This is a genomic window from Marinobacter caseinilyticus, assembly GCF_011074955.1.
Lineage (GTDB): Bacteria > Pseudomonadota > Gammaproteobacteria > Pseudomonadales > Oleiphilaceae > Marinobacter > Marinobacter caseinilyticus.
Window position 1 is genome coordinate 47,257 of the sequence record NZ_WUQJ01000037.1, and the last position, 16,379, is coordinate 63,635.

General features: G+C 57.1%; 17 protein-coding genes. 8 read left to right on the forward strand and 9 right to left on the reverse strand.

What is annotated here, in order from left to right; all coding sequences use genetic code 11:
• The first annotated feature begins 9 nt into the window (after positions 1–9).
• On the forward strand, positions 10–1,563 hold the full coding sequence (gene gshA, locus GRX64_RS18775) for a glutamate--cysteine ligase (protein WP_166269596.1): 1,554 nt from the start codon (positions 10–12) through the stop codon (positions 1,561–1,563).
• A gap of 135 nt (positions 1,564–1,698) precedes the next feature.
• The gene (rmf, locus tag GRX64_RS18780) at positions 1,699–1,914 is read left to right on the forward strand and encodes a ribosome modulation factor (RefSeq protein WP_427901674.1); all 216 of its coding nucleotides are present in this window, start codon (positions 1,699–1,701) and stop codon (positions 1,912–1,914) included.
• Between the two features lie 28 nt (positions 1,915–1,942).
• Here the strand turns inward: rmf and GRX64_RS18785 are convergent, their stop codons facing one another.
• On the reverse strand, positions 1,943–2,398 hold the full coding sequence (locus tag GRX64_RS18785) for a flagellar basal body-associated FliL family protein (RefSeq protein WP_166269597.1): 456 nt from the start codon (positions 2,396–2,398) through the stop codon (positions 1,943–1,945).
• A gap of 252 nt (positions 2,399–2,650) precedes the next feature.
• Between GRX64_RS18785 and GRX64_RS18790 the strand changes: the two genes are divergently transcribed.
• The gene (locus GRX64_RS18790; RefSeq protein WP_166269599.1) at positions 2,651–3,148 is read left to right on the forward strand and encodes a disulfide bond formation protein B; all 498 of its coding nucleotides are present in this window, start codon (positions 2,651–2,653) and stop codon (positions 3,146–3,148) included.
• A gap of 124 nt (positions 3,149–3,272) precedes the next feature.
• On the forward strand, positions 3,273–3,758 hold the full coding sequence (gene rsd / locus GRX64_RS18795) for a sigma D regulator (protein ID WP_166269601.1): 486 nt from the start codon (positions 3,273–3,275) through the stop codon (positions 3,756–3,758).
• Between the two features lie 81 nt (positions 3,759–3,839).
• On the opposite strand, the gene bamJ is transcribed toward rsd, so the two are convergent.
• The 3 genes from bamJ to GRX64_RS18810 all read right to left on the reverse strand — a co-directional run bounded on the left by bamJ (position 3,840) and on the right by GRX64_RS18810 (position 5,675).
• The gene (gene bamJ, locus GRX64_RS18800; RefSeq protein ID WP_166269603.1) at positions 3,840–4,553 is read right to left on the reverse strand and encodes a BamJ family beta-barrel-assembly machinery protein; all 714 of its coding nucleotides are present in this window, start codon (positions 4,551–4,553) and stop codon (positions 3,840–3,842) included.
• Positions 4,554–4,740: 187 nt separating this feature from the next.
• Entirely contained in the window at positions 4,741–5,136 is a 396-nt protein-coding gene (locus tag GRX64_RS18805; protein ID WP_345790099.1) for a DUF4124 domain-containing protein, read from the reverse strand.
• On the reverse strand, positions 5,136–5,675 hold the full coding sequence (locus GRX64_RS18810; protein WP_166269607.1) for a TIGR02444 family protein: 540 nt from the start codon (positions 5,673–5,675) through the stop codon (positions 5,136–5,138). The genes GRX64_RS18805 and GRX64_RS18810 overlap by 1 nt, the downstream gene beginning before the upstream one ends.
• Positions 5,676–5,787: 112 nt before the next feature.
• On the opposite strand from GRX64_RS18810, the gene GRX64_RS18815 reads away from it, so the two are divergent.
• Entirely contained in the window at positions 5,788–7,746 is a 1,959-nt protein-coding gene (locus GRX64_RS18815) for an ATP-binding cassette domain-containing protein (protein WP_166269609.1), read from the forward strand.
• Positions 7,747–7,892: 146 nt separating this feature from the next.
• Here GRX64_RS18815 and ppx read toward each other — a convergent pair whose 3' ends face one another.
• Complete coding sequence (gene ppx / locus GRX64_RS18820) at positions 7,893–9,404, reverse strand: exopolyphosphatase (RefSeq protein WP_282433958.1); 1,512 nt, start codon at positions 9,402–9,404, stop codon at positions 7,893–7,895.
• Between the two features lie 382 nt (positions 9,405–9,786).
• Between ppx and trxA the strand changes: the two genes are divergently transcribed.
• Positions 9,787–10,113, forward strand: a complete 327-nt coding sequence (gene trxA, locus GRX64_RS18825) for a thioredoxin TrxA (RefSeq protein WP_166269610.1) — start codon at positions 9,787–9,789, stop codon at positions 10,111–10,113.
• A 412-nt stretch (positions 10,114–10,525) separates the two neighbouring features.
• Here trxA and GRX64_RS18830 read toward each other — a convergent pair whose 3' ends face one another.
• The 4 genes from GRX64_RS18830 to moaB are packed head-to-tail and all read right to left on the reverse strand — an operon-like array spanning position 10,526 to position 13,040.
• A complete protein-coding gene (locus GRX64_RS18830; protein WP_166269612.1) occupies positions 10,526–10,987 on the reverse strand; it encodes a molybdenum cofactor biosynthesis protein MoaE in 462 nt (153 codons plus the stop codon).
• A gap of 1 nt (position 10,988) precedes the next feature.
• Positions 10,989–11,255 carry a molybdopterin converting factor subunit 1 gene (gene moaD / locus GRX64_RS18835; protein WP_166269614.1) on the reverse strand — a complete coding sequence of 89 codons (267 nt, stop codon included), beginning with the start codon at positions 11,253–11,255 and terminating at the stop codon, positions 10,989–10,991.
• Positions 11,256–11,262: 7 nt separating this feature from the next.
• Entirely contained in the window at positions 11,263–12,474 is a 1,212-nt protein-coding gene (locus GRX64_RS18840; protein ID WP_166269616.1) for a molybdopterin molybdotransferase MoeA, read from the reverse strand.
• Complete coding sequence (moaB, locus tag GRX64_RS18845) at positions 12,474–13,040, reverse strand: molybdenum cofactor biosynthesis protein B (protein ID WP_166269618.1); 567 nt, start codon at positions 13,038–13,040, stop codon at positions 12,474–12,476. Before moaB ends, GRX64_RS18840 begins: the two co-directional genes overlap by 1 nt.
• Positions 13,041–13,515: 475 nt before the next feature.
• Here moaB and rho point away from each other — a divergent pair, with 475 nt between their 5' ends.
• Both rho and ubiD read left to right on the forward strand, forming a co-directional pair.
• Complete coding sequence (rho, locus tag GRX64_RS18850; protein ID WP_166269620.1) at positions 13,516–14,778, forward strand: transcription termination factor Rho; 1,263 nt, start codon at positions 13,516–13,518, stop codon at positions 14,776–14,778.
• 113 nt (positions 14,779–14,891) lie between these two features.
• Positions 14,892–16,379 carry a 4-hydroxy-3-polyprenylbenzoate decarboxylase gene (gene ubiD / locus GRX64_RS18855; protein ID WP_166269622.1) on the forward strand — a complete coding sequence of 496 codons (1,488 nt, stop codon included), beginning with the start codon at positions 14,892–14,894 and terminating at the stop codon, positions 16,377–16,379.

Below are 16,379 nucleotides of genomic sequence, written 5' to 3' on the forward strand. Positions count from 1 at the left end.
GAGTCTTACATGGGTGCTTCCCGGCAACAGCTTTTCCAGCAGTTCAGCGCTGCGCAATGGCACGGATTTCGGAAAGGTGTTGAGAAAGAAGGCTTGCGGGTTGATCGCAATGGGTTCATCGCGCAGACGCCGCATCCGAAAGTGCTGGGTTCCGCATTGACCCACCCACGGATCACCACCGATTATTCCGAATCATTGCTGGAGCTGATTACGCCGGTTTGTGACAGTACCGAGGGGATGCTGGCGGCGCTCAGGGAAACCCACAGTTTCGTCCAGATGCATCTGGGTGATGAGGTGTTCTGGTCGCCCAGTATGCCCTGTGAATTACGAGGTGATGAAAGTATCCCGATTGCGGAATACGGCACCTCCAATATTGGCCAGCTCAAGCATGTTTACCGTCAGGGTCTGGCGGTACGTTATGGGCGCATGATGCAGAGCATCGCCGGTGCCCACTATAACCTGTCGTTGCCTGACAGCTTTTGGAGCCTCTGGCAAACCGCCGTCGGCAATGATCAGACGCTGCAGGATTTTAAATCCGACCAGTATTTCTGGCTGGTACGCAATTTCCGCCGTCGCAGCTGGTTGCTGATGTACCTGTTCGGCGCGTCCCCGGCCCTGGACGCCAGTTTTGTCTCGGATATGCCCCATGACCTGACACGATTCAACGACAACACCTGGTACGGCGAGGACACCACGTCGTTACGCATGGGTGATCTGGGTTACCACAATAACGCCCAGTCGTCGCTGGACATCTGTTTTAATAAGCTGAGCACTTACACCGACACGCTGGCCCGCGCCATTCACACGCCCTGGCCTGTGTATGAAAAAATCGGCACCCGCCGGGGCGATCAGTTCATTCAGATCAACACCAACATCCTGCAGATTGAGAACGAGTATTACAGCGCGGTACGGCCCAAGCGCACCACCCATACCGGCGAGAAGCCGATACAGGCGCTGAATTCACGGGGTGTCGAGTACATCGAGGTGCGGTGTCTGGACCTGGACCCTTTCTCACCCGTTGGTGTGAATGAGGCGCAAGTGGATTTCCTCGATCTGTTCCTGCTGGACTGCCTGTTGTCCGACAGCTCAGTGATTGATGACGAAGAGTGCGGTCGTCTCGATCGCAACTACAAAGAGGTCATCAAGCACGGCGGCGCCAGTGATTTGCCGCTGTGCCTCGCCGGCAGCAGGGTGCCGCTGAAAACCGCGGGTCAACAAATGCTGGACAAGCTGGCGCCGCTGGCTGAAAAGCTGGACAGTCTGGTGGGCGGAACCACCTACGGCGAGGCCCTGGCCGTCCAGCAGGGTAAAATTGATGATCCCGGTACGATTCCGTCCGCCCAGGTCATCACGGCCATGAGAGACGCGGGCATGGGGCATCGTGAGTGGGGGTTGTCCATTTCCCAGGCACATCAGCAAACGCTTCAAGTGCAGGGGCTCAGTGATGAGACGCGGCTGGAGTTTGAGAAAATGAGCCGCGATTCGCTGGCCGAGCAGCAGGTACTGGAAGCGTCGGACAAGCGGCCCTTTGAGATATTTTTGGCCGATTACCTAGAGTCCTGATCTCGCCCTCGGATTGAAAACGGACCTGCCGCACAGAAACCGCACAACCACTTGTCAGAGCTGAAAAGCGCTGTTAGTTTTTGTAACAGCGTGAGCGATGCTGCACCGGCATCCACCCGGCGGTAAAGGAGAACCATGATGGCCAGAGATATCAAGCTGGGCTGGGACGTAGAAGCGTTGAACAAGGCTTACCGCCAGGGCTACATGGCCGCCTCCATGCACATGGCCCGGGAGCGTTGCCCCTACCGTGGTGACGTGGTGATGGCGGCTTGGGAGGCCGGCTGGGAGGACAGTGTCGAGTCAATAAAAGACATTGATGCGTCCAATGGTGTTGTTGCCCGAATCGCCTGAGTCCGACTCGCCTCCCTGAACCGATAGGCTAGCGCTGCACCACAAAGGTGGTGAACAAAACATCCTGAACACCGTCCTCAACGCGCTGTGCGCTCAGGGCACGATTAATGCGCTCCCGCGCCTCGGAACCCAGGGTCTCCTGCCCCTGGGTGGATGACAGGGTGTCGAGATCCTGTTGCTCACCAAACAGCATAACCAACTCATGACGCAGCCGCGGCATGTGAGCATCCACCGCTTTCTGAACCTCCGACGACGACACCCGCAAAGTAACATCCGCTTTCAGATAGGCCAGTTTGCTGGTCGGTTTGCCAACCTGGGTGATGAAATTTTTACCCATGTCGATGTAAATGGTTTGCGTGGGCTCGGCGTCCGTTTCGGCCGCATCGGATGCCGGTGCCTGCTCTTCAGCATGAAGGTTGACGAGTGGCAAGGCTGACACGATGAGCAGCAGACCGGTGGCAAGACGCATTGAGAGTGAGGTCATAAGCTTGAAGTTCTTTTGTGTTTGCGGTTTAGTGTGCGGGCACTGTGCCCGCGGATGGTCCGTTCGTCCGGCCGCTTGCATTTCGGTGGTTCAGGCCCGTCAGGGTGACCTGTTTTAGCGTCAGGTCAAACGATCGCCATGACTACCCACGGCATGTGATCCGTAGTTTCTCCAGAAGGATAGCAGGCCAACGACCGAGTTGCAGCCCGGTCGCCGCTGTCCTGAGGCCCAACGAACCGATGAGGGTAACGCTTGAATCGCCGAACTGTATTTGCTTTCGTTTTTCTGCTGTGTGCCGCGCTGTTGGCGGTTGCGTTTTACATGGAATACGTGATGGGTCTGGAACCTTGCCCGTTGTGCTGGCTTCAGCGTTACGCCTTTATGGCAATTGGCTTGGTCAGCCTGGTGGCAGCACTGCACAACCCGACCGGGATCGGTGGCCGGGTTTATGGTGGCGTGCTCGCGCTCTGTTCGCTGGCCGGTCTTGGGCTGGCAGGGCGTCAGCTCTGGTTGCAATCGTTACCGGAAGATCAGGTGCCGGCATGCGGGCCCTCGGTGGAATACCTGCTGGAAGTGTTCCCATTGTTGGAGGTGCTGAAGACGGCGGTCCGGGGGACCGGGGATTGTGCTGAGGTGCTCTGGCGTTTCATGGGGTTGAGCATCGCGGGCTGGACCGCCGTTTTCTTTACCCTGGTGATTGTCGTCGGGGTGATGCTGATGTCGGGTGTGTTCCGCTCCCCGGGACGCTGATTTGATGGGCGCAGAACCGACTTTTTTGTTCGGATACACAGTGTTTCTTGCCGACAGGCAACGGCTTGGGGTAACTTGAGTCAAACTCATACAAGAAGCGCATCAAGCAGAGTCGGGAGGCGTCATGTTAGAGAATTGTCACAATGCCAAGGAGCGCTGGGGTGGCGTCAGTGATCTGATTGATCGTTGGCTCAAGAGCCGTCAGCAGTTGATTGTTCACTATTGTGAGTTGTCTGGCATTGAAGAGGCCTCACGCACAGGACCAGGGGTCCAGGAAAAATTCGAACAGTTATGTGAAGGGCTATTGGACTATGTTTCTGCGGGACACTTTGAAATTTATGAGCAACTGATTCGGGAAGCGAAAGAATTTGATGATGGCGGCCTGGAGTTGGCGGCCAAAATCTATCCGCGCATTGAACAAACCACGGGAGTCGCGCTCAATTTCAATGACCGTCTGGATGGTGGCTCGCTAGCCAGTGGGGATCTGGCCGTTTTGTTTGATGAGCTCTCGAAGCTGGGTGAAAACCTCGAAACGCGCTTCGAGCTTGAGGATTTCCTGATTGAGCATCTGCACAACGTACACGCGGAAAAAGTGATGTCGTCTGCTTAACGAGCGGTGGATCGTCAGAGGGAACGTCCCTATAAGAAAACAGGCCGGCTGTCTCAGACAGCCGGCCTGTTCTGTCTCTGCTTACTTCGCTGCTTCCGGATTGATTTCCAGCAACTCCACATCGAACACCAGGGTTTCATTGGGGCCGATTGAACGGTTGCCGCCGGGGCCATAAGCCAGTTCAGACGGGATGTACAGCTTATAGCGGCTGCCTTCGCTCATGAGCTGCAGACCTTCGGTCCAGCCTGGGATGACCTGGGACAGTCCGAACGTTACCGGCTCGCCACGGTCACGGGAGCTGTCGAAGACTTCCCCGTTAAGCAATGCGCCTGTGTAGTGAACTTTCACCTGATCGTCTGCGGTCGGTTTGTCACCTTCGCCTTCTTCAATCACTTCGTATTGCAGGCCGGAATCCGTCGTCATGACTTCGTCACGCTCTGCATTTTCTTTCAGGAAGCTGGCGCCGGCGGCCTGGTTGTCCGTGGCCAGCTGTTCCATTTCAGCCATCTGCTTCTTCTGCATGGACTGCTGATACTCCTGCAGGGCCGCCTGAATCTCCTCGCGGCTCATGCGCGCTTCGTCGCCACCGGCATTTCCGTGTTGGATGCCTTGAAGAAACTGCTCCATTTGCAGGTCGGGCAGGTCATTGCGCATGCGCTCGCCGAGAACAAGCCCCATGCCATAGCTGACTTTTTCATCGGTGGTTTTGAGGTCTGGCTCGGCTGCGACCAGAGTGCTCGCGATGCCAGCGCCAATAACGCCAGTAATGGCGAGGGCAATAAACGTCTTTTTCATGATTGCGTCCTTTATTCCGTGGGTCATGTATTGAAAGAAAGTCGAAACGGTAACTTGTTTTGGGGGTGTTATGCCACTAAACAAGCAGTAAGAAAGTTTGGCTAAGCCCGTTATGGCCAATACCCGACAGTACGGGCGCCGGAGGGCGGCCTACTCACTCGTTGCGAAAAGGAGACGAGCCCGGGCTTCAGGTTCCGTTGCGACGATGCTCTGGGCTCAGTGAGAATGGCGCGGTGTAGGGTGACTGCCAGTCGCTTTCTGGGTCACTGGAGGGCATGGGTGACGAAAGTTTCTTGGCTGACGGTTCTACCGCGAGGGCATTCCAGGCCCCTTGGGCCGGCGGCGCGTCGGCGTAGTGCCAACTGCCTTCTTTATCTTTCCATTTGAAGACAATCTCGGGCCCGTCCTCGGGGATCGGCGTGGGCACCAGTCCCTCGAACGACGGCATGGTTTCCGCTGCCTCGGCGGGCATTGAAGCATTGGGCGCCGAGCCCATGGACTCGGGGTCATTGATGCCGAAAAAAATCAAAACCATCAGCAAGCCCAGAGCAGGAAAGGCAAGCCGAATGAGCCAGCGAATCATCACAGCGAAAACTCCCGGTTTGACGGTTGCAGATTGACCAGCAAACGGGTCAGTGAATCGATCGCGTGCTCTGTTTCCCCGTTGATCATGTTGGTATCCGGTGCAGCAGAATGTATGTTTCGGCGCAGCAGCTCCGGGGACAAGGGCTGCTTGTCCGACTCCTGCTCTGTGATGGGGCTTACCGCATCATAGGCCAGTGCCAATTCGATGCGCTCGGCCTCCAGTTCGGCTGCGGCAAGCCTGGTTCGCAACGCCGTCAGCGTGACGTTATCTTTCGGCATTGCCTGCCGCAAGTCACGCAAGTGCTGGGTAACGCTCTCCCGCCAGTGCGATACCGAGGGCGAATCCCCTGGGTAAGTCTTTCCAAGGCTTGCCAACCAACAGGCGCATAAAATGCGTGTAACACTCCAGCCCTGGGCCTGAAGTGCCAGACACGCGCGTTCAGCGTCGGTTATTCGCCACAGTGACAGGGCAAATTGCCACAACGGCGATTCCATGTTCAGTGACGCTGCCGGTGGCATGCCCGTTCTAGCCATCATGATATGCCTTGCTCGCTTACCAGTATAACGGGTTTACCGCCACCAATATAAATCGCAGTCAATTCGTACGGGACGATAACAGGCACTGAATGTTCCCTGTTAGAATGCCGCCATGCTTTCAATATCAAATCTTAGTTTACAACGGGGTGGCGTGTGGTTGCTAGAACACGTCAACGTCACTATCCAATCAGGTCAACGAGTTGCCATCGTTGGTGCCAACGGTGCCGGCAAATCCAGCCTGTTCCAGCTATTTCTGGGCGGTCTGTCGCCAGAGAGCGGTAACGTCTCTTTGCCGGGTGGATGTCGGGTTGCGCACATGGCGCAGGAGGTGGCCGCCTCGGATCGCAGCGCACGGGATTTTGTGCTGGATGGCGATGTTGAACTCCGGCGTATGGAGGCCGAACTCACCCGGGCCGAGGCTCGGGGTGACGATCATGCGCAAGCAAGAATTCACGGTGAGCTGGACATCCACGAGGCCTGGTCGGCCGCTCGCCGGGCTGAGGCGCTGATCCGTGGGCTGGGCTTCTCGGATGCGGACGCCGACCGACCCGTGTCGGCGTTTTCGGGGGGCTGGCGGATACGCCTGAATCTGGCGCAGGCGCTGATGCGTCCCTCGGATCTGCTGTTATTGGACGAACCCACCAACCACCTGGACCTGGACGCTTGCCTTTGGCTCGAGAACTGGCTGCGTCGCTATCCGGGGACTTTGCTGTTTATCTCCCATGACCGGGACTTCATGGACCGGGTGGCCACCCATGTTGTGCATTTTGATCAACGCAGACTGGATACCTACAGTGGTAATTATTCCGCGTTCGAACTGCAGCGTAGCGAGCGTCTGGCTCAGCAGCAGGCAGGGTTTGAAAAGCAGCAGGCTGAGATTGCGCAAATCCAGCGTTTTATCGACCGGTTCCGGGCTCAGGCCACCAAGGCGAGGCAGGCCCAAAGCCGGGTAAAGGCGCTGGAGCGCATGGAGCGTATTGCGCCAGCTCACGTCGATTCACCCTTTCATTTTGAGTTTCCAGTCGCGGAAAAAGTTTCCAACCCGTTGTTGTCACTTCGCGACGGGCAGGCAGGGCACGGTGATACCGTTATTCTTAAAGGCCTGAACCAAACGTTGTTGCCGGGCAGCCGGATTGGGCTTCTTGGTCCGAATGGCGCCGGTAAATCGACCCTGATGGACGCACTGAGAGGGCAGAAAACCTTGTTGGCGGGGGAACGGACAACCGGTGAACATCTCGCGGTGGGCTACTTTGCCCAGCACCAGTTGGAATCGCTCGATCTCGATGCCAGCCCGTTTGTGCATCTGCAACGACTGACCCCAACCGCCTCGGAGCAAAAAATCCGCAATTTTCTCGGCGGCTTCAATTTCCACGGAGACGAGGCGTTGAGCCGTATCCGTACCTTTTCCGGCGGTGAAAAAGCTCGCGTAGCGTTGGCGGTCATTGCCTGGCAGCGCCCAAACCTGCTGTTGCTAGACGAGCCAACCAACCATTTGGATCTCGATATGCGACAGGCGCTCACCATGGCGCTGCAAAGCTTTGACGGCGCCATTGTCATTGTTTCTCACGATCGTCACCTGCTGCGCAACACTGTGGATGAATTCTGGTTGGTCAATGAGGGTCGGGTTACCAGCTATGAGGGTGATCTGGAAGATTACGAACGCTGGCTGGCCGACCGCCGGGTCGATGAGGCTGTCGCACCGAAACGGGAGACGTCACCCGGTGATGAAGCGGCGGCGTCATCGCAGGCGTGCGAAGTGCCGGCGGAAAGTGCCGATGACCGGAAAGCCCGTAAGCGCGCTGAGGCGGCGCTGCGCCAGAAAATCAGTCCCTATCGCAAACGTCAGGCCAGTCTCGAATCGAGAATGGATGCGCTCCAGATTACATTGGCGGAGCTGGAACAGGCCCTGTCGGATCCTAGGCTGTACGATGAGTCTAACAAAGCGGCGTTGAAGGAAAAGCTGGCCCGGCAGACCGACTGTAAGCGGGAGTTGGACGACATCGAGGCGGATTGGCTGGAAGTCAGCGAAACGGTGGAAGAGCTCGAAGCCCAAACGACCGCCGGTGTCTAGGCGGACGCGATACTGAATGTGTGCTGTCGATGGTTTGGGCCAAAGCGCTGGCTCTGCGACCGGTAATGTGGTTCCGGCCGGGAGGAGCGGTCACTAAAATCTGGCGTGGAGGCCGTGTGCCGAGCATGAGCCCGCCGGCCCCGGCGCTAGCTGATCACTGTCAACTGGAAGCCTTGTTTGGCCAGATAGTCTTGCTCATTGTCCAGGTCCGCCCGGGTCAGCGGGCGGTCGTCCAGCCAGCCGGGTGGGAAATGAACGGTGAGAGCCTTGTCACTGGCTGCCAGTTCGAAATTTGGCGGTGCCTCATGATTGCGAGGGTGTTGAATCAGGATCGCCAGCCGGGTGAGGACACACAGGTAGCGCAATCGTCGGATGTCCTCGCTGTCGAGACCTTCGAAAATGGCAGGCGAGAACTTTCGGCGGTGACCCCGGACCAGGGTGGCCAAGTCTCGCTGAAAATTCTGGCTGAAACCGGGCAAGTCAGAGTAGCGCAGCAGGTAAGCGCCGTGCTTATGGTATTGGCTGTGCGAGATTGTGAGGCCAATTTCATGCAGGCGGCAGGCCCAACTGAGGGCTTCTTCGTCAGCGGCAGTCCGGACTTCCCATTCATCAGCCACCTGATTATAAGCTGCCATGGCGGTATCCTCGACGGCTTTGGCATGCTGCTGATCGACATGGTACCGCTCTTGCAGAGCCTGAATGGTCCGTTCGCGCACGTCTTCATGTTGAATGCGGCCGACAATGTCGTACAGCAAGCCTTCCCGCAGAGCACCGTCAGCGTAGGTCATTTCATCAATCCCCAGAGACTCGAAAGCAGCTAATAGGATGGCAAAACCGGCTGGAAATATGCTTTGCCGGTCCGCTCGAATGCCCAGCTCGCTGAGGCGGCTGGTGGTTTCCATGTCGATCAGACGACGGCGCAAATCCCGCATGGCTTTCAGGGTAATGGTGCCGTCGGAAATCTTGAGCACGGTCATCGCGTGGCTGATGGCCTTGATGGAGCCGGAGGACCCGACCGCACTTTGCCAGCCCAGGCGTCGGAACCGATGGCGAATGTTGAGCAGTTCCTGGGCCCCGTGCGTCACGGCGCGATCCATCTGGCGCCGGGTGATTTTGCCGTCAGGGAAGTACAAGTTGCGGAAAGACACGCAGCCCATGTGAAGACTGTCCAGTTCCTGGGCTTCAAAGCGCTCGCCGATCACGAATTCGGTGCTGCCGCCGCCGATATCAATCACCAGGCGTCGCCCGGTATCGTCCGATAGGGTGTGGGATACGCCGAGGTATATCAGTCTTGCCTCTTCGCGCCCGGCAATGATTTCCACCGGATAGCCCAGCACCTGTTCTGCCCGGTCCATGAATTCGTTGGCGTTGCGCGCGACCCGCAAGGCATTGGTGCCCACCACCTGAACCGCACTGCTGGGCATTCCGCCGAGCCGTTGGGCAAACCGCCCAAGGCATTCCAGGCCGCGTTGTTGGGCGGCTTCGGTGAGGTTGTTGCTGGTGTCAAGACCGGCCCCGAGCTGAACTTTCTCGCCCATTTTCTCAAGGGTACGGATTTCACCGTGCACCAGTCGGGCAACGACCATATGGAAACTGTTGGAACCCATGTCGATGGCTGCGAGTAGCTCGGCTGGGGCAGTGGAGGATGGGACCGTCACGTGTCTTGAATTCCTCTTTTCAGGCCCTATATCTAGTCAGGCGTGTGTGGAAGCATTGACATGGCGGTGACTGAATCAGTCCGCTCCGATGCAGGGGTGGCCCACACATAACGGGGCGTTGGCCACCGGATTCAGAGCCACTATAAGCGAAACATTACGGGCCTGTCAGCAATGGCGTTTGGTTCCACGGTGAATTGCGGCCGCGGCTTGGTTTGCTGCTAGCAGGAACTGCTTCACAGAGCGGCAGGGATTCGCGTAGAGTAGGGCGTTATCAAGGTAGGCTTTCAGGGTAGCAGGACTTCGTGTCCTCTGCCGGTAAACAGATCAAAGAGCACGCCCGGGTCTTATTGAGATCCGCGCTGGCCAGAAGCGGGATAATGTAATGAGTGGAAATATCATCAATGTAAGCGATGGGTCGTTTGAACAGGACGTACTGCAGTCTGACACTCCGGTATTGGTTGATTACTGGGCCGAGTGGTGTGGCCCATGCAAAATGATTGCGCCGGTATTGGAAGAAATCGCCGATGAATACGAAGGCAAGCTGAAAATCTGCAAACTCAATATTGATGAGAATGAGCAGACACCGCCCAAGTTCAACATTCGTGGTATTCCAACCCTGATGCTGTTCAAGAACGGCAATGTCGATGCGACGAAAGTGGGCGCCTTGTCCAAATCACAATTGGTGGCGTTTCTCGACAGCAACCTCTGATTGCTGGCAGATCAAACGCTGAAAACCGCCCCATGAACCTGGTTCATGGGGCGGTTTTTTTTGGCAGGACGATAAAGCAAAAGGTCGTTCGGCAGTGGCCGTCCAGCGCATGGGTCAATGAGTGATGCAAAGGATGCAGACCGCCCCGGCGAGTGTTGCGAGCCCGGTGCCAATAGGCGGGCGCATCGCATGCGAGGCGTGAACCGTGCTTGCCCCTGGCGAACACGGGCATCCTTGAGTTGACAGCCGAGGCGCTGGACAGCGTTGTATCGGCGGTGCTGTTCAGGGCCAATCGCTCCCACGAGGCGCACGCCAGGCGGGTGCTGAAGGTGCTGACCTGCCGCCTCATGCGTGCATGGTGCCGGTGTCCGGGTTGCTGGCAGTCACAAATGTAGCATGTGACCGGGGTTGATCAGTCTGGGGCCTGATCGAGCCAATGCTCGGTTCGCTGCTGGTCTGAGGCTTTCTGTTCGACCCAATGGCCGCCTTCCCTGGTGATTTCCTTCTTCCAGAACGGCGCCGTTGTTTTGAGTGCATCCATAATAAACTGACACGCCGCAAACCCGTCGCTGCGATGTGCGCTACAAATGCCGACGTAAACAATCTGGTCGCTCAATGCCAGGGCGCCGACCCGGTGGATGACTCGGGCGTCGAGGATGGACCAGCGCTGGGCGGCCTGGTCGATCAGCCCTTGGATAACCCGTTCGGTCATGCCCGGATAGTGCTCCAGGTACAGGCCTTCCACGTCGTTGCAATCGCCCCGATCGCGGACCAGGCCGGTGAAGGTCACGATGGCGCCGGTGCCGGGGCCCGTCTGGCGCAGCAGGGCATACTCGTGTGTGGTATCAAAATCGTCAGTCTGAATGATGACCATCTCAGCCTCCCGTTACCGGTGGAAACAGAGCCACTTCATCTTGATCCTGCAAGAGGGTCGACGTGGTTGTCATGGTCTGGTTCACCGCAATCATGACCGGTGCGCCACCTTTAAGCTGTGACCAAGGTCCGCCCTTTTCAGTCAGGATGGTCAGTAAGCCATCAACCGTGGTGGCACTTGGCACCGTTAGCTGTAACTCGCCGGTACCAAGAGACTCTCGCAGCCGGGCAAAAAAGAGTACGGAAACCGTCATGGTGTTCGAGTTCATAGACCAATTATCCCAACAGTTCGGTGAATGTGTAATAGGTAATGAGGTCGCCAGGTTGGACCGTTGTGTGCTCGGGTACCACCGCAAGACCCTCGGCCCAGCAGGCGGAGCTGAGCATTCCGGAACTTTGGTTGGGAAACACCGAGACCTGGCATTGACCGTCGATCCGTTCTTTGCGGGCCCGCATGAATTCGCGGCGAATGGAGGGCTTATCAACCGCAAAGGCCGCCGGTAGCGTTTCTCCCTGCGGTGCTGACGAGGTGTCGCCCTGGCACCGGCGAATGTAAGGTGCACCCAGAATCAGGAACGCCACCAGAACCGCGGCCGGATTGCCTGGCAAACCCAATACCGGAGTGTTGTGGATGCGGCCAAAAGCCAGCGGTTTGCCAGGCTTAATAGCCAGTCGCCACAGCGATAAACCACCGGACCGTTCCAGTATCGCCCGGAGGTGATCTTCTTCACCAACGGACACGCCACCACTGGTAATGACGAGGTCTGAGTGCTGGGCCGCGGCCTCCAACGCCCCGGCTGTGGCTTCTTGGGTGTCCCTTACGGTTTCGCACATCACCAGCTCACAGTGGAGTTGTTGTAACAAGCCGCGAAGTGTGAAGCCGTTGGTGTTGAATATTTGCCCCGGTTGCAGCGGCTGACCCGGTGCCACCAGCTCGTCGCCGGTGGTCAGCACTGACACCCGAAGTTTTCGCATGACCGGCGCCTCAGCCAGACCAAGTGAGGCGATGAGTCCCATCTCCTGAGCCCGGATGTGAGTGCCGCGAGCCAGCGCCAGATCGCCGGTTTTCAGATCTTGCCCCCGGCGTCGAATGTTCTGTCCAGGCGTGGGGCTGCCGGTCAGCCTGATGCCTTCTGGCGTCTGTTCCGTATCTTCTTGCATGATCACGGTGTCGGCACCGGACGGCACCGGAGCGCCAGTGAATATTCGCGCGGCAGTGCCTTTGATCAGTCTGGCACCTTCATAGCCCGCTGCGATACGGGCTGACACGGCCAACACCCCGGTGCCATTGAGATCGTCACTGCACAGCGCATACCCGTCAACGGAACTGTTGTCCGCTGGCGGCACATCGGCGGTCACATACAGGTCGCTCGCAAGTATGCGCCCCAGAGCCGCATCGAGTGATACGGTCTCGGTTTCATCGACAGCTCTGGCATGGCTCAACAAATGGGCGTGCGCGGCCTCAAGTGATGACAGTGGTTGTGGCATCAGCCGCGCCCCTTGCTGCCAATTCGCTGACTGAGGCGATGGATCGCGCGCTCCGGTTTGCGCAACACCAGACCACAAAAATTGCAGGGTGTGTGTGTGCTGTCCAGTTGTTCCTTGAGAATGCCTTCCCAGCCAGTGCGGCATGCGCCGGTGGAGCCAGGCAGGCAAAATATAACAGTATGGTTGGCCAGTCCTGCAAAGGCTCGGGATTGAACGGTGGATGATCCAATGCTAGCCACCGACAGGCGCCGAAATTCTTCGCCAAAACCCTCGATGGACTTATCAAACAATGGCCGAAGCGCTTCCGGGGTGCTGTCACGTTCCAGGAACCCGGTACCGCCGGTGATCAGAACACCGTGAACCGCCGGGTCGGCGATCCATTGCGAGATCAGGGCTCGTATCAGATACACGTCATCGGGCAGAAGTCGTCTGGCCTGCAGTGTATGGCCGGCGGCCAACACCTGATCCTCAAGGTATTGGCCTGAGGTATCGGCTTCTGGCCCACGGCTGTCAGACACGGTCAAGAGGGCAAGGTTAAGGGGGCGTGCCTCTGTGTTGATGCTCATACCTGTTGCTAGCTCCGTTAGTGGCGATTCAGGATTACCAGTATCCCGTTCACTGTGTGGGATTGGAAGGGCTGGTATTGGGTGGATTTGTTGTTATAATGATCGCCAATCGGGTAGTCCAAGCACTTGACATCTGACGTGTCCTGTAGAACTATCGATGTTCGTTTGACGAACTGGCGTTTCTTTAGTTTACTTTATTTGCTGCAGTCTTCGAAATTGACGTAGCTTGTGGCACAGAGTGATCGTCCAGCCAGTGATCTGAATAACAAAGTAGAATGAGTCAAACGTGTTTCAGCGAGTCTGATTTAGCACCAGCAACACGAAGTGTTAACCACAGTATTAAATAGAGTTCTATTCGGCGCCCGTCGGCTAGATCCTGTCCCAAACTGAATTAAGCATCTTTACACAACATGGCCAGGGACGTCCCTGTCTACTCAAACCCTGTTTACTTCCATTCTTGATTATCTAATAACTTATGAACCTTACTGAACTGAAGCAGAAGTCCGTACCCGAACTGCTCGAAATTGCGCAGGAAATGGGTCTCGATAACCTGGCCCGTTCGCGCAAACAAGACGTGATCTTCTCAATATTGAAAAGACACGCCAAAGGCGGCGAAGACATTTACGGTGATGGCGTACTGGAGATTCTGCAGGATGGCTTCGGCTTTCTGCGCTCAGCTGACGCTTCCTATCTTGCCGGTCCGGACGATATTTATGTGTCCCCCAGCCAGATCCGGCGTTTTAACCTCCGCACCGGCGATACGGTAGCGGGTAAAATTCGCCCACCGAAAGACGGTGAACGGTATTTTGCGCTGTTAAAAGTCAATGAAATCAACTTTGACAAGCCGGACAATGCCCGCAACAAAATTCTGTTTGAAAACCTGACGCCGCTGTTTCCGGATGAGCGCCTGGGGCTTGAAGCCGGTAACGGCAGTACCGAGGATCTGTCATCCCGGGTACTGGATTTGGTTGCGCCCATTGGTAAAGGTCAGCGCGGCTTGATCGTATCGCCACCGAAAGCGGGTAAGACGATACTGATGCAAACCATCGCCCAGTCGATCACGCGCAACAACCCTGAGTGCCACGTGATGGTGCTGCTGATTGATGAGCGGCCGGAAGAAGTAACCGAAATGCAGCGCACGGTGCGCGGTGAAGTGATTGCGTCGACATTTGACGAGCCACCGGCCCGTCACGTCCAGGTTGCCGAGATGGTAATCGAGAAGGCCAAGCGACTGGTTGAGCACAAGAAAGACGTGGTGATCCTGTTGGATTCCATCACGCGCCTGGCCCGCGCTTACAACACCGTGATTCCGTCTTCGGGTAAAGTGCTGACTGGCGGTGTGGACGCTCACGCCCTGGAAAAGCCCAAGCGTTTCTTTGGTGCGGCCCGGAACGTGGAAGAGGGCGGCAGTCTGACCATCCTGGCGACGGCGCTGGTAGACACCGGGTCCAAAATGGATGAAGTGATCTACGAAGAGTTCAAGGGTACCGGTAATATGGAGGTTCATATGGACCGCCGTATTGCAGAGAAACGAGTCTATCCTGCGATCAATATTCGCCGCTCAGGCACTCGTCGCGAGGACTTGTTAATGGCGGAAGCCGATATTCAGCGGGTCTGGATACTGCGCAAGCTTTTGCACTCCATGGACGACGACACTGCCGCGCTGGAGTTTCTGCTGGATAAACTGCGTGAAACCAAGACTAACGACGAGTTCTTCCTGTCGATGAAGCGGCGCTAGTCGACGCGACGTCTGGATGACCTTCTCGAGCGGGGCCTGAAATTCAGGCCCCGCCATCCATTTCTTGCTAATCCTCGTACACGTCTCCCTGACACGCCACCACGGGGCACTCCATGAAATACAATGACCTTCGCGATTTTATCGACCAGCTGGAACAGCAGGGCGAGCTCAAGCGTATTGCCGTGGAAGTCGACCCCTATCTGGAAATGACCGAGATCTGTGACCGGACCCTGCGTGCTGGCGGCCCGGCGCTGTTGTTTGAGCGTCCGAAAGGTCATTCCATGCCGGTGCTGGCCAACCTGTTTGGTACGCCCAAGCGCGTGGCCATGGGAATGGGGCAGGACGATGTTGCCAGCTTGCGGGATGTTGGCAAACTGCTGGCCTTCCTGAAGGAACCTGACCCGCCCAAGGGTTTCAAAGACGCGCTCGAAAAATTGCCGGTCTTTCGGAAGGTCATGAAAATGAGTCCGAAAGTGTTACGCTCGGCGCCCTGCCAGGAGGTGGTGGTCGAGAAAGACGCCGTCGATCTTCATCAGATTCCGATCCAGCATTGCTGGCCGGGTGATGCGGGACCGCTCGTGACCTGGCCATTGGTCATTACCCGCGGGCCTCACAAGGAACGTCAGAACCTCGGCATCTATCGCCAGCAGTTGATCGGAAAAAACCGATTGATCATGCGGTGGCTAAGCCATCGCGGTGGTGCCTTGGATTTTCAGGAATGGCAGCAGGCTCATCCGGGGGAACCGTTTCCGGTCGCGGTGGCGTTGGGCGCCGACCCGGCCACCATTCTCGGAGCGGTGACGCCGGTGCCAGACTCGCTGTCAGAGTATGCGTTTGCCGGCTTGCTGCGCGGAGCCCGCACCGAACTGGTCAAGGCCCAGCTGAGTGAGTTGCAGGTTCCGGCCAGCGCCGAAATTGTGTTGGAAGGCTTTATTTACCCTGAGGACACTGCCCCGGAAGGCCCGTTTGGCGACCATACCGGGTATTACAACGAAGTAGAGCAGTTCCCGGTGTTTACAGTGGAGCGCATGACTCACCGCCGGGATCCGATTTATCACAGCACCTATACCGGTCGTCCACCGGATGAGCCTGCGATTCTCGGTGTGGCGTTGAACGAAGTATTCATCCCAATACTGCAGAAGCAGTTTCCGGAGATTGTCGATTTTTATCTGCCGCCGGAGGGGTGTTCTTATCGACTGGCCATCGTAACCATGAAAAAGCAGTACCCTGGCCATGCCAAGCGCGTCATGATGGGAGTATGGTCATTTTTACGGCAATTCATGTACACCAAATTTGTCATCGTGACGGATGATGACGTGAATGCGCGGGACTGGAAAGACGTTATTTGGGCCATGACTACGCGTATGGATCCAATACGGGACACCATGATGGTGGAGAACACGCCGATTGATTATCTCGACTTTGCGTCGCCGGTGGCGGGCCTGGGTTCCAAAATGGGGCTTGATGCCACCAACAAATGGCCCGGCGAAACCGAACGCGAATGGGGCACGCCCATTGCCATGACGGCGGATGTCCGTCAGCGGGTGGACGAGCTGTGGGATAGCCTGGGCATTGATTCGGAGGGCGCGCACCCCGACTGA